Source organism: Thermococcus sp. 5-4, assembly GCF_002197185.1.
In the GTDB taxonomy this organism is placed as follows: Archaea; Methanobacteriota_B; Thermococci; order Thermococcales; family Thermococcaceae; genus Thermococcus; species Thermococcus radiotolerans.
This window is the reverse complement of the sequence record NZ_CP021848.1, coordinates 1,721,165-1,734,378: the sequence shown is the minus strand read 5'-3', so window position 1 is coordinate 1,734,378 and position 13,214 is coordinate 1,721,165. Positions and strand designations below refer to the sequence as shown.

Sequence of the window (13,214 nt, the reverse complement as noted above, 5' to 3'; positions counted from 1 at the left end):
AGGCGATGAAAATGACTTCTGAGTATCCAAAAATCGTGGTTAAGCCCCCAGGACCAAAAGCGAAGGAGCTGATCGAGAGAGAAGGGAGGGTTATCTCGCCGGGTCTTGGAGTCAAGCTTTTCCCGGTGGTTCCGGAGAGGGGATACGGTGCGCTGATAGAGGACGTTGACGGAAACGTCTTCATAGACTTCCTCGCCGGCGCCGCGGCCGCCTCGACCGGCTACGCGCATCCTAAGCTCGTGAAAGAGGTCCAGGAGCAGGTGGAGAAGATACAGCACTCGATGATAGGCTACACATACAGCAAGAGGGCCATAGAGGTCGCCGAGATACTCGCGGAGAAAGCTCCCGTGGAGGAGCCGCTGATACTCTTCGGCATGAGCGGGAGCGATGCGATGGACTTGACCATGCAGGTGGCGAGGTTCGCCACGAGAAGGCCTTGGATGATAGCGTTCATCGGCGCCTACCACGGTCAGACCTACGGCGCCACTTCAATAGCGGCCTTCCAGAGCTCCCAGAAGCGCGGTCTGTCCCCCCTGGTTCCTAACGTTGTCTGGGTACCATACCCGAACCCGTACAGGAACGTTTGGGGGATAAACGGCTACGACGAGCCCGACGAACTGATAAACCGCTTCCTCGACTACCTCGAGGGCTACATCTTCGCCCACGTGCTCCCCCCCGACGAGACCGCCGTTCTCATAGCCGAGCCCATCCAGGGCGACGGGGGGATAGTCGTTCCGCCGGAGAACTTCTTCGTCGAGCTCAAAAAGCTCCTCGACGAGCATGGAATACTCCTGGCGATGGATGAGGTGCAGACCGGAATGGGGCGGACAGGGAAGTGGTTTGCCAGCGAATGGTTCGGCGTTGAGCCGGATCTCCTAACGTTCGGCAAGGGCGTCGCCAGCGGCATGGGGCTGAGCGGTGTTATTGGGAGAGGAAAGCTGATGAAAGGCCTAACGAGCGGCTCCGCGCTCCTAACTCCCGCAGCGAACCCAGTGATCTCAGCCGCTGCATATGCGACGCTGAGGATAATCGAGGAGGAGAACCTTCTCCAAAACGCCCTGCGTGTCGGGGAGTTCATTCAGAAACGTCTGCGGGAGATGCAGGAGGAGTACGAGGTAATCGGAGACGTCCGCGGAAAGGGTTTGATGATAGGAGCGGAGATAGTCAAACCCGACGGGAAGCCGGACCCGGAGCTGACCGGGAAGGTGTGCTGGCGCGCCTTCGAGCTCGGCCTCATCCTGCCCAGCTACGGCATGTTCGGAAATGTGATCAGGATAACGCCGCCCCTCGTGATAACCGAGGAACTCGCCGAGAAGGGTCTGGAGATAATGGAGCAGGCTTTGAAGGACGCCATCGCCGGAAGGGTCACCCACAGGGTCGTGACGTGGCATTAAATTTTTAAGATTCCCCTCCTCTTTTTGCTTTTGTGGAGGCCATGAAGCGGATTGTGTTGCTCATTGTTTTCCTGGTTCTATCCGCGGGGTGCCTCGGTGGAACCCAAACGGCAGTCACCCACACCCAGAACCACACCATCACGCTAACGGAGACGACAACCAGGACCGTGACCGAGACTTACACGCAGACGGTAACGGTGGAAAACAAGACGACCATCGAAGAGCTGAACAAAACCCTGTCGGAATACTCCGAACGACTATCCGACTTGAACCTGACTCTAAGCGAGAGAGAGGCGGAACTTGCCGACATAAAAGCCAAGTACGCGTCCTGTCTGCTTCAGCTGGCGCTGGATAACGAATCGAGAAACGGGGCAGAGTTCAAGCTTCTCACGGATCGCGAGTACTACAGTGAAGTCCTGAGGGCGATAGAAGAGGCAAGCGACAGCATATACGTCATGATGTTCTCCATGAAATACGACCCGGACGACAGTTTTGATTGGGCGAATGATCTCATACGGGCGCTCGTTGCCGCAAAGAACAGAGGTGTGGACGTCCACGTACTGCTGGAAGACGGTATAGAGAGCAACGAAGAAGCGTACAGCTACCTGCGCTCTCACGGCGTCGACGTTTCCTTTGACTCCCCCGAAACGACCCTCCACGCGAAGGTTATCGTAATCGACGGAAGGCTGATCTTCCTCGGGAGCCACAACTGGAGCGAGAGTGCACTATACTGGAACCACGAGGTCAGCCTGATGATTGCCTCGGAGGAGCTGGCTGAGAGACTTATCGGATACTTCAAAAGCATCCGCTAAGGATTTAAAGTCCCATTCAGAAACCCAACGGGTGCAAAAAATGCTCGAATCCCTGAGAAAAGCTTACTTGAAGTGGCGCTCCCGCTGTCCCTTCGTCCGCCGCTTCGAGGAGTGGAGGATGAAAAAGAAGGCGAGGGAGTTCAAGGTAGAGGTGAAGAGGTAGCGAAAACCGAGTTTCTCTTTCTCTTGATGCCCCGCCTGTATCGAAGTGGTTTTCCGTTTTTTGATTACCTCTTCTAATAGTATACAAAATTTGAATAGAAAAAGTATTTATACCCTTTGCAGATGTTACTTTTATTGGTGGTTTGCAGATGAAACGCCTAGGTGGAATCTGGCTAATATTCCTGATTGTTGGGATGAGCGTAAGTGTGCCATCCTACAGCAAACCCGTGGCGGCGGCAACTAGTGACCCTTACGAAGCCTTCTGGCAGATACTGAACAGAGAAGCCGAACTCGTGGTTCAATTCAACTCTACTGGAAATGCCTCCCTCGCTCAGGAGTTAATTCAAAACTCCCACCTCGGTGCTGAGAACGCCGCCAACATTTCGGCATTAATCTGGCAGGCTCTGGAAGAATTAAAAGCATCAGGAGTCAAAACTTATTATACCGCCGAAGAACTTAGGGAAATGGCTCAGAACATTAGTCAAAACGGTTTGCCTGATGAGACTGTTGAGGCCCTAAAAGAGCAGGGCTGGACCGACGAGCAGATTCAAGCTTTGAAAGAGTACATTGTCCAGAATGCAGATGAGATTAACGAAGATTTCAACATGACTGCTTTCCTTGAGGACTTTTCGATGGCATTCATAAACGTGGCATTCAAATACAATGAGTACGAAGCCTGGACACTGAGAAAATGGAAATGGACAAACGCCCAAAAGACTCCACAAGCAAACGATAATTACCTCCTAAACCCAGCACTCGGTGGGGAATGGACTACGTTGTACTTTAGGTATTTACACAGCGATTACCAGAGGATGGAGCCTGCAGCTAAAACGCTGAGACAGTCAATGTACAACCTCCTAACCGGCGTTGGTGGAAATGTTAATCTGCTGTTCTACGAGAGGGGCACTTCACCATCTAAATTCCAAGGGAGTGTTGGATCCATTGTATGGGTGGAAGATGGTGGCCTGCTGTTCACGGTAACCACTAGAAGAGCAACAGCAACAGAAGTTATAACAGAAACGAAGACCTATTACTGGCCGAATGCGCTGAGGGCGTATAAACTGGTCAACAACATCTACGCACTCATAAGAGCAAGGAATCGCGGAAATAACAATACCATGATAGATTCCATCCTTAACCAGAAGATTGCTGAGCTTAAAGAGGCTCTAAAGGTGGAGATAGTTTCCAGTAAAGTCACAAGAACCCCCATAAAGAACCCCAAGCCTATCACCCCAATCCCCATCAAGCCCGGTGACCCAGGAATACCCGATCCACGTCCAAAGCCGCCACTAAGTTCCACTTTGGGAACAGGCATGACGTCCACTGTTTCAGACGAAGACACTGGGATAACAGTAGACGGAGTCCCAATAGACCAGGACGTACTCAAGGAGGCGCTCGATCCACAGAGCAGTCCCGGCACTCTGATGATAACCGATATAGCAGTTGTTGTTGACAAAAACGTGCCGGGTGAAGTTAAGTATCACGTCAAAGTCTCATTTAAGGCGGAGAACAACGCAGTAAACAACATCAGGGTTAGCGTCAAGGACTACACAACTGGAGATTCCGACTCTGGAACGGTCCCATTCCTCAACTCAGGAGAGAGCCACACATGGAACAGCAAGGAGTTTACTTATACTCACTCCTCAGGTGGAGAACTCACGGTCAGCGGAAGGGTCGAGATAACCTACACTCCATCCTGTAACGACGTGCCCCTGTCTAAGAATGAGCCCTTTTCTGCCTCCCTGAGCTGCCAAGAAAGAACTATCACGAAGGATTACTCCGCCACCATCGACTTAACCTCCCCAGTAGACTGGAGCAAGGTGAACATCAGGGTGGAAGCTTCGCGGGACAGTATTACAAAAGGCGAGAGCGTGACCTACAGGGTTATCGTTGAGAACAGGCAGAGTGTCAAACTCGATGATGTCAAATACTCGGTGACTATCCCGTTTTCTCCAACGAATTCGAGGACGTACTCCGGGACAGTTGATGTTCAGCAGGATGGAGAGCAGGTTATTTTAGAGAGGACGGTAACTTACACTGATGCTGGTACTTACGTTGTTCACGCCTCAATCTACTGGAACGGGCACTCAAAGAGCGCCGAGAAGAGCGTTACGGTGACTTCAGGGACTTTGAGCATAACTGGCGTGGACGTTTCGCCGGTGAATCCAACGCACGGGGACACCGTGAGTTTTGACGTGAGTCTCAAAAACCCTGTCTCAAGGTCCAGGGCCCTAACGATAAAACTTTTCATTGACGGCGTTGAAAAGTCGAGCAAGAGCCTTACAATCGGTGCCGAGGGTTCTAGAGTGGTGAGCTTAACGTGGACTGCTCAGGCGGGAGACCATGAGTGGAGGATCGAAGTCTGGGAGGGCGGAAAACTGGAAGCGTCGAGGAGTGGTGGGATAACAGTGTCTGATCCTCCAACTTCAGCCTGTTTGAGCGGTGTTCCCCTAGAGGGTCATTTAGAGGTTTATCCTGAGGGGGTTGAGGCTGGAGACAGCGTGAGTGTCCACATAACCGTCACTAACCTGGATCCGAACTGTGCACAAGGGCCCTTCAACATTGAGTTAGTCGATGATTCTGGGGCATTATGGTGGCCGAAGAAGGACATGGATTACGGGTGCAGTGGTTGCGGTTATGTAATCCAAGAGAGAGCATTAAAGATATATGCAGGTAAAACAATGAGCGAGTGGACGGACTTCAACAATATCGATCAGGCCACTACTCTGTACTTGAAGGTTGGTGGCAAGACACTGGCAAGTGCAAAAATCAACGTCAAGCAGGACGGACCGATTAAGGCAAGCATGGAATGCAAGCCTACGGTCATTCCCTTGGACGGTTCAACCACTTGTACTGTTCATTTTGAGCTTAAGAGTGTCGATACGGTCACATTGAACTTGGAAGAGGTTGACTTTGGGGGTAAGAAAGTGTGGCCAAACGGGCCAAGCAGCGTCACTGTTAACAAGCGAACTGTGACTCTAACTCCAACCAACATGCAGGAGGATCTAACGATAACCATCAACATAGATGACGAGCTAGCGGATTATTACTTTGGAAAGCCAATTTATAGGACATACATTGACAAGTTTGCTGGTCACTCATACTTAATTAAAGCGGAGTTCAGTGAATTTAATTACTCAGTTTCAGATGTAATAAAAATAATTTACAAGGACACGAGAAGTGGGACAGAAAAGGCAATAGATTATGGTTCAACCACAGGGGAAATAATATCCACAGCACAGCTTGTTGTTGAGGGCAGTAACCCTGTGGGCTGGATTGCATTTGCATTAACAAGTCTTCCAAAGCTCGGAAAAGCCGCTTCTGAGATCCAGTGGATATTTGAGTGGGGTGTGAATGGATTCCCACAAGAAAACGACAATAATGCTGTGGTGGGGGGATGAGAAATGGACATTTCCCTTACTGTTTCTATCTTTTTGTGGGTCGTCATAGCGTCACTTGCTGTCGTATCTTCACGGCGGGCTATAGCTTGTCTTGCGATTCTTATGGTGTCTGGATACATTGCTCTACGCTCGAACTCAATAGGGGCACTTTTGCCACTTGTCGCTTCCTTGATGCTATGGCTCGGGACTGCTCTGATTAGTATCAGGAGATATATTATTGGAACAACTAGAAGGGATATTGAAAACAGTGGTGCTTTGGCTTCCATTCCATTTCTTGGTTTTTCAGCGACATTGCTCTTTAAACATCCAGGATATGGGGCTTTTGGTATTTTAATCTGGTTCTTCCTCTGGTATTACCTTAAGAATGCATGTAAGAGCTTAAGGGCACTATGTCTACTAATCCTTTATCTCCCAACCATCTTATTCGTAATACTCTACAGGACCCCAATTGCCGTAGTGTACGGAATAATTACATTATGGTTGCAGAATGAGATTAAAATCTTACAGAACATAAGGAATAAAGAAGAGTCATGAGAAGGAAATATACCTACAAGCTTCCCCGACAATTATGACAGAGAACCTAATGAAGCAGAGAAGAACACTGGAACAAGGGGGGTGAAGATGAGAGGTTGATTAACGTATGCCAGCGTGAAGCATGCTACAACTCAATAAGAACCTATCACTTGCCCAAGAACCGCATGATTAGCCTTAAGGTTATAGAGCGACAAATTTTGCTCCAACAATCGAAGCATTGACACCAAAGTAGGGGTGGAGTTATCACGACCAAATATTATGGGTACGTTGAAAATAGAGTTACCCCAAGACATCATTGATACCTCAATTGAGATCGAATACCTAACTCCACTAAGAGAAAAAGACCACGGAAATGAAGCAGCAAGGATAAAAATACCGAGCAAAGGGAGCACAGGATGAACTTTCAGCTTCTCAGCATCTTCTCGATGGTCTCAACAACCCTCTCCTTTTCCACTGCCCTCTGCTCGCCGCTCTCCATGTCCCTTATCGTTACTTTGCCCTCCGCGAGGTCTCTCTTTCCAACGAGAACAACGTACGGAACGCCGAGTTTTCCTGCGTAGTCGAGGGCCTTCCTCAGCTTCCTTCCGGTCAGCTCGTAATCGGCCGTGATTCCGGCCCCCCTTAGGGAGGAAGTTATATCTATGGCGGCCCTTTTGAGCTCCGGCTCCTTTCCAATTGGAATCACATAAACGTCCGGTCTCAGCTTCGGCTCCGGAATGAGGCCCTTCCACTCAAGGATTGGAATCAGCCTCTCGATCCCGATGGCAAAGCCGGTCGCCGGAGTTGGTTTTCCACCAAAGACCTCTATGAGGTTGTCGTACCTCCCACCGCCGCCTATCGAACCTATACCGAGGTCGTTGGGCGCTATGGCCTCGAAGACTATGCTCGTGTAGTAATCGAAGCCCCTCGCTATGCCGAGGTCTACGAGGATTTTCTCCTTAACGCCGTAGGCGTCGAGGAGGTCAATCAGCCCGTAGAGCCTTTTGATTTCCGCCTTTGCCTCATCGCTCGTGAAAAGCTCCTCAGCCTTTGGAAGGACCTCGTCCGGCTTTCCCTTGACCTCTATCAGCGAGAGAACCTTCTCGATTCCATCCTCGTCGAGCCCAAAATCGCTCAGAGCGGCGATGAAGTCCTCACGGCTCATCTTGTCCTTCTTGTCTATGAGCCTCATGAGGCCGACGTCGTCCTCGACGCCGAGCATTTTGGCGAACTCGTCGAGCAGAACGCGGTCGCCTATGTTGACGGTGAAGTCCTCAAGGCCGGTTGCAAGGTAGCTTTCCACGAACAGGGCTATGACCTCTGCGTCGGCCTCCACCTTATCGCTTCCGAGGAGCTCCACCCCAGCCTGCCAGAACTCCCTATAGCGGCCGCTCTGCGGTTCCTCATACCTGAACATGTTGGCCATGTAGTACCACTTTATTGGCTTGGGGGCGTTCTGGAAGGAGTTGACGTAAAGACGGGCCACACTCGACGTCATGTCCGGGCGAAGCGAGATGTTCCTGCCGCCCTTGTCGTCGAAGGCGTAAAGCTGCTCGACGACCTCCTCACCGCTCCTCAGCTGGAAGAGCGTTGTGTACTCAAATGTCGGGGTGAGAACCTCATGAAAGTTATAGCGCTCGAAAACCTCGCGGATTCTCTCGAAAACCCATCTCCTCTTGGCCATCTCCTCCGGGAGCAAGTCTCGCGTTCCCTTAACCTTCTCAAGTCTGACCTTCATTCTCAACCCTCCTTTCCCTGGGAAAAGCGGAAGGGGTTAAAAGGTTAGCCCATGAAACTTTGACATTTATCCAGCGGATGTCATGAGCAAGTATATCCCGACGACACCCTGCACCATCATCTGGGCACCGATCGCCATCGTGAACATACCTATTATCCGGATGAACACGCCGAGGGTGGTCTTGCTCACGTTCTTGATGACGTACAGCGTGACGAACATTACGAGGGCCGTCAGCAGTATGGCGATGAATATCGCGGCTGTGGCGTGGTAGAGGCCCTTCTCGGCCGTTAGGGTTATCGCGGTCGTTATTGCGGCAGGACCTGCTATCAGCGGCGTCGCCACCGGGACCGCGGCCAGCGCGAGTATGTTCTTCTCCTTTTTGAGGGTCATCATGCCTCCGCTCTCGAGGGCTTCGAGACCTATCTTGAAGAGCACGAAGCCACCGGCAACGCGAAGGGCGTTGATGTCTATGTGGAATACCTCCTGAAGGATTATCTGGCCCGAGACGGCGAACAGGAAGAGCAGGAGAAAGCCTATGAGGTTTGCCCTCACGATGAGGGTCCTTATGTCCTCTATGTGAAAGTCCTCGCGGAGGAGGCTGACCAGGAGTATCTTGTCGCTCGGGTCTATCATGATGAGCATGAACAGCGCCGAACTGAGTATCGAGAGTGCCTCGCTCATGTTCGCCACTGCGGTGAGGGTTTTATAAAGCTATGCCCTAAAGTGTGCATCTCATCTGGAGTAGAGCCACTTAAGGAGCGGCGGCGTTATTACAGTCGTCACGAAGACCATGAGGATTGCCACGGTGAGCGCATCCGGCCCTATTATCCCGCTGGCCATCGCGACGGCGAGCATGGCGAGCTCCACACCCAGGCGGGGTACCATTCCAACGCCAATCTTGAGGGATGAGTTCCAGTCGAAGCCGGCCATCCTGGCGCCGGCGCCGCATCCGAGGATTTTGCTCGTTATCGCTGCCACGGTGTACAGGACCGCGAAGAGGCCTGCGTGAAGTATGTAGCCCAGCTCAATCCTCATCCCCACCTCAACGAAGAAGAGCGGTATGAAGAGCGAGTAGCCGATGACGTTCATGTGATCCATTATGCCCTTCTTTTTGGTGCTCTGGCCGAGGGCGAGACCGGTCAGGTAGGCTCCAAGGATTGAGGCGAGGTTCAGGTGTTCGGCGAGGTAGGCGAAGGCTATCAGAAAGACTAGGGCGAATGCCGTCTCCGCCTCCGGGAGGTCAATGCGGGAGATCAGCTTGAACGCCCTGTCCGCAAGGCCCGGCCCAAAGTACAGGAAGAAGAAGAGAAGGAAGGAAACGGAAATAAGAACCTCCGCGAGGCTCGCGTAGTTGACCTCCCCGCCCTTTATCATCGAGATGGCCACGGTGAGGATGAGGATTCCAAGAACGTCGTCAACCACAGCGGCGGCAAGAATCGTCGTCCCCTCCCGGGTGTTCAGCCTCCTCAGTTCCATGAGCACCTTTACCGTTATGCTGACGCTCGTCGGGGTCATCATGGCGCCGTAGAGGACGGCCTCGTGGAGGGGGACGAAGAAGTAGGCGACGGAGAACCCGAAGATGAACGCCATCAGAACCCCGATGCCCGCCACAACCATGCTCTGACGACCAACACGCTTGAACTCCTCCAGTTCGCTCTCGAGGCCAGCTATGAAGAGGAGCAGCAGAACGCCGAGGTTAGCGAACTGCCCGATGATAGGGTTGGTGTCGAAGAATATGCCTATGAGGAGCCCCCCGAATATCTGGCCGAGAACCACGGGCTGACCGATGCGCTCGAATATGTACCCGACCAGTTTCGCCGTTGCAAGCATCAGGGCCATCAGGAGCAGTATCTCCATATCACTCCCTCGAAAACGCCCATTTGAGGAAGAAGGGCGTCACAAGCGTTGTTATTATCACCATGCTTACGGGTATGGAAAACGTCCCCCTGTCGAAGACGCCCTCGCGGAGGGCGATGTTGGCCATGATGAGCGCGACCTCCATCCTCGGAACCATTCCCACACCGATCTGGATGGCCTCCCTGCCCTTGAACTTGGTCAGCAGCCCGCCGATGCCACAGCCGACTATCTTTCCGACTATCGCCAGAAACGCATAGAGCCCGGCGAACGCCCCGATGTGGGCCAGAACGTGGATGTCGGTCTCAACTCCTATGCTGACGAGGAAAACGGGGATGAAAAGGGAGTAACCGATGGTCAGGGTCTTGCCCGTAACCTCCCTGGCCTCGGCGCTTCCGGCTATGAGGAGGCCCGCCAGGTAGGCGCCGGTTATGCCCGCCAGCTGGAACTGCTCGGCGATGTAGGCGAAGATGAGCATTATGGCTATCGCGAAGGCCGTTATGGTCTCGGGCAGGTTTATCCTCTCCGACGCGCGGAGGGCTTCCTTTACGGCGGGGCTGCCGAGGAGGAGTCCGAGGAGGAAGAACAGCGTGACCTCACCGAGGATTATGAGGACGTCGATCGGATAGACGCTCCCCTTGGTGTTCATGGCGACGAGGACAGTTAGGATTATGATGCCGAGAACGTCATCAACGACCGCCGCGGCGAGGATCGTCGTTCCCACGCGGCTCCTCAGCTTCTTCATCTCCATGAGTATGCTCGTGGTGAGGCCGACGCTCGTGGCGGTGAGGATTCCACCGAGGAAGAGTGCCTGAATGTCCGAATAGCCCCAGGCCAAAGCGCCAACGTAGCCGAGAATGAAGGGTATCATGACACCGAGGACGGCCACTATGAAAGCGGAGACGCCAACGTTCTTGAACTCGTCGATGTCGGTCTCCAGGCCAGCAAGAAAGAGCAGCATGACGACCCCGAGCTCGGCAACGAGCTTCACTCCCTCATCGTACGTCACCACGCCCAGCAGAGAAGGGCCTATGATGATGCCGCCGATGAGCTGGCCGAGGGCGGCCGGAAAGCCCAGCCGCAGGGTGAGGTAACCGAACAGCTTCGCGACTATGAGTATCAGCGCCAGCTCCAGGAAGACGTCCATGATTATCATCCCGCGTTAGTTTAGAGCAGCTCAAGCCGAGACTATGCGGATGAGGCGGATTATGTCCTTGACCTCAAGAACGCCGTGAACGTGGCCGTTCTCGTCAATAACGGGGAGGTGGTGCTTTCCAGTCTCGATCATTATCTTTATCGCCCGTCCGAGGTCGTCCTCAACGTGAATGGTTATGGGCTTGCGGACCATTATGTCCCCAACGCGCGAGGCGTGGCTTATCGAGTACTTCTTGAGAAGGCCTATCCCGACGATCGAGTACCTCCTAGGCGGCTCGAAGAAGTGGAGAAGGTCCTTCATCGTGATGAATCCCATGAGCCGGCCTTCCTCGTCAACGACGACGGCGGAGCTCTCCTCATCCCTGAGGTTCTGCACCAGCTTCGATATCGAGTCCTCGGGGTGCAGGGTGAGGAACTCCCTGTCCATTACTATCTTGACCGGAACCTTCGAGATGTAGCGGATGTTGTGACTCATCTCCTCCTTCCGCTTGATCTGGAGCATTCTGCGCTTGCTGTGAATTATCTTTATCTTTTTGGCCTTCGCGCTCTTCGATTTATCGCTCATCATGCTCCCACTAAGGATTTTATTACCCAATTCTGTTTAAAGGTTTCGGGAAAATTATAATCAAATTCGTGTTAAACAGATGAGCATAAATAGGCCATATTAACCAAAAACTTGCCAAAAAGTTTTTAAGGCGTTGCCCATAAACATCGGCAAGGGAAATATGGTTTCTGGAAAAACCTACGACGTCGTCATAATCGGTGCCGGCCCGGCGGGTCTTTTTGCGGCCTACGAGCTGGTCGAAAGGAGCGATTTTAAGGTTCTGATAGTTGACGAGGGCGGAGACATCGAGCAGAGAATCTGTCCGATGTACGATCTGGGGTACTGCATCGGCTGCCAACCCTGCCACATCATGAGCGGCGTGGGGGGTGCCGGCGGTCTCAGCGACGGCACGATAAACCTCCGTCCGGACATAGGCGGCGACCTGAGCGAGCTTACCGGCGACGAGAACTACGCGTGGCAGCTCGTGTGGGAAGTGGACCGGATATTCCTGAACCACAAAGCGCCGAGAAACCTCTTCAAGGGCAATCCGGAGGAAGTCAGGTACTGGGAGCAGAAAGCGGCCCAGGCAGGCGTTAAGTTCATACCCATAATCCAGCGCCACATCGGCTCCGACAGGACGCCCGAAGTCATAGCGGACATAAAAAAGCACCTCGAAAGCCGGGGCGTGGAGTTCCTCCTCTGGACCAAGGCCCTGGAGTTCGGAAAGGGCTGGGTGAGGGTAAAGCGCGGAAAGGACGTTTTCGAGATAAAAACCAGGTACACGATAGTTTCACCCGGCCGCGGCGGGGCCGACTGGTTCCACGAGGTCGCCCAGAGGATAGGCCTCAAGGCCAGGCACGGGCCTATCGACGTTGGCGTCCGCGTTGAGGTGCCGGCGATAATCATGGAGCCGATAACGAGCATAAACCACGACCCCAAGTTCCACATATACACGAACACCTACGACGACTTCGTGAGAACCTTCTGTACAAACCCCAACGGCTTCGTCGTTGAGGAGCGCTACGACGGCTACGTTGGCGTGAACGGGCACTCGATGCACGAGAAGAAGAGCAACAACACGAACTTCGCATTTCTCACGAGGATAGAGTTGACCGAGCCGGTTGAGGATACCACCGCCTACGGCAGGAGCATAGCCCAGCTGGCGACGACGATAGGTGGCGGAAAGCCCATACTCCAGAGGCTCGGCGACCTGAGGCGCGGGAGGAGGAGCACCTGGCAGAGGATAAGGAGGAGCGACGTCGAGCCGACGCTGAAGCACGTTACTCCCGGGGACATCGCGATGGCCCTGCCCCACCGCGTCGTTACCAACATTCTGGAGGGCCTTGAAAAGCTCGACAGGGTTCTGCCCGGTGTCGCGAGCGACCATACGCTGCTCTACGCACCCGAGATCAAGTACTACGCCATGAAGGTCGAGGTGAACGAGGATCTCGAGACGAGCATTGAGAACATCTTCGCGGCAGGAGACGGCGCTGGCCTGAGCAGGGACATCGTGAACGCCGCAGCTACCGGCCTTCTCGCGGCGAGGGGGATACTCAAGAAGGAGGGCCTCTACACCGAGAAGGACTTTAGAAAGCCTGACAACTGGAAGGCAAAGATCGAGGGGCTCAAACCATAAAAACA

General features: G+C 53.3%; 11 protein-coding genes. 6 read left to right on the top strand and 5 right to left on the bottom strand.

Annotation, left to right across the window (positions count from 1 at the left end; all coding sequences use genetic code 11):
• The first annotated feature begins 11 nt into the window (after window positions 1-11).
• From CDI07_RS09530 to CDI07_RS09515, 5 genes are all read left to right on the top strand, one after another.
• Window positions 12-1,394, top strand: coding sequence for an acetyl ornithine aminotransferase family protein (locus CDI07_RS09530; protein WP_088181400.1), 1,383 nt, complete (start codon window positions 12-14; stop codon window positions 1,392-1,394).
• Window positions 1,395-1,447: 53 nt separating this feature from the next.
• Window positions 1,448-2,206, top strand: coding sequence for a phospholipase D-like domain-containing protein (locus CDI07_RS09525; RefSeq protein ID WP_226996576.1), 759 nt, complete (start codon window positions 1,448-1,450; stop codon window positions 2,204-2,206).
• Window positions 2,207-2,246: 40 nt separating this feature from the next.
• A complete protein-coding gene (locus CDI07_RS10225; protein WP_255373842.1) occupies window positions 2,247-2,369 on the top strand; it encodes a hypothetical protein in 123 nt (40 codons plus the stop codon).
• 148 nt (window positions 2,370-2,517) lie between these two features.
• A complete protein-coding gene (locus CDI07_RS09520) occupies window positions 2,518-5,769 on the top strand; it encodes a hypothetical protein (protein WP_088181398.1) in 3,252 nt (1,083 codons plus the stop codon).
• 3 nt (window positions 5,770-5,772) lie between these two features.
• A complete protein-coding gene (locus CDI07_RS09515; protein ID WP_088181397.1) occupies window positions 5,773-6,303 on the top strand; it encodes a hypothetical protein in 531 nt (176 codons plus the stop codon).
• Between the two features lie 403 nt (window positions 6,304-6,706).
• On the opposite strand, the gene hisS is transcribed toward CDI07_RS09515, so the two are convergent.
• From hisS to CDI07_RS09490, 5 genes are all read right to left on the bottom strand, one after another.
• A complete protein-coding gene (gene hisS / locus CDI07_RS09510; RefSeq protein ID WP_088181396.1) occupies window positions 6,707-8,020 on the bottom strand; it encodes a histidine--tRNA ligase in 1,314 nt (437 codons plus the stop codon).
• Between the two features lie 66 nt (window positions 8,021-8,086).
• Window positions 8,087-8,701: a MarC family protein gene (locus CDI07_RS09505; RefSeq protein WP_088181395.1), complete on the bottom strand. Its 615-nt coding sequence runs from the start codon at window positions 8,699-8,701 to the stop codon at window positions 8,087-8,089.
• A 51-nt stretch (window positions 8,702-8,752) separates the two neighbouring features.
• Window positions 8,753-9,877 carry a cation:proton antiporter gene (locus tag CDI07_RS09500; protein WP_088181394.1) on the bottom strand — a complete coding sequence of 375 codons (1,125 nt, stop codon included), beginning with the start codon at window positions 9,875-9,877 and terminating at the stop codon, window positions 8,753-8,755.
• 1 nt (window position 9,878) lies between these two features.
• Window positions 9,879-11,021 carry a cation:proton antiporter gene (locus CDI07_RS09495; RefSeq protein WP_088181393.1) on the bottom strand — a complete coding sequence of 381 codons (1,143 nt, stop codon included), beginning with the start codon at window positions 11,019-11,021 and terminating at the stop codon, window positions 9,879-9,881.
• A gap of 30 nt (window positions 11,022-11,051) precedes the next feature.
• Complete coding sequence (locus CDI07_RS09490; RefSeq protein ID WP_394335162.1) at window positions 11,052-11,597, bottom strand: HPP family protein; 546 nt, start codon at window positions 11,595-11,597, stop codon at window positions 11,052-11,054.
• 157 nt (window positions 11,598-11,754) lie between these two features.
• Here CDI07_RS09490 and CDI07_RS09485 point away from each other — a divergent pair, with 157 nt between their 5' ends.
• Complete coding sequence (locus CDI07_RS09485; protein WP_088181392.1) at window positions 11,755-13,209, top strand: NAD(P)/FAD-dependent oxidoreductase; 1,455 nt, start codon at window positions 11,755-11,757, stop codon at window positions 13,207-13,209.
• Window positions 13,210-13,214 lie beyond the last annotated feature (5 nt).

Excerpts from the sequence above, each read along its gene's own strand:
- CDI07_RS09495 (WP_088181393.1), bottom strand. The coding sequence starts at position 11,021 with ATGGACGTCTTCCTGGAGCTGGCGCTGATACTCATAGTCGCGAAGCTG.
- CDI07_RS09490 (WP_394335162.1), bottom strand. The coding sequence starts at position 11,597 with ATGATGAGCGATAAATCGAAGAGCGCGAAGGCCAAAAAGATAAAGATA.
- CDI07_RS09485 (WP_088181392.1), top strand. The coding sequence starts at position 11,755 with ATGGTTTCTGGAAAAACCTACGACGTCGTCATAATCGGTGCCGGCCCG.
- CDI07_RS09505 (WP_088181395.1), bottom strand. The coding sequence starts at position 8,701 with ATGAGCGAGGCACTCTCGATACTCAGTTCGGCGCTGTTCATGCTCATC.
- CDI07_RS10225 (WP_255373842.1), top strand. The coding sequence starts at position 2,247 with ATGCTCGAATCCCTGAGAAAAGCTTACTTGAAGTGGCGCTCCCGCTGT.
- CDI07_RS09500 (WP_088181394.1), bottom strand. The coding sequence starts at position 9,877 with ATGGAGATACTGCTCCTGATGGCCCTGATGCTTGCAACGGCGAAACTG.
- hisS (WP_088181396.1), bottom strand. The coding sequence starts at position 8,020 with ATGAAGGTCAGACTTGAGAAGGTTAAGGGAACGCGAGACTTGCTCCCG.
- CDI07_RS09515 (WP_088181397.1), top strand. The coding sequence starts at position 5,773 with ATGGACATTTCCCTTACTGTTTCTATCTTTTTGTGGGTCGTCATAGCG.
- CDI07_RS09520 (WP_088181398.1), top strand. The coding sequence starts at position 2,518 with ATGAAACGCCTAGGTGGAATCTGGCTAATATTCCTGATTGTTGGGATG.
- CDI07_RS09530 (WP_088181400.1), top strand. The coding sequence starts at position 12 with ATGACTTCTGAGTATCCAAAAATCGTGGTTAAGCCCCCAGGACCAAAA.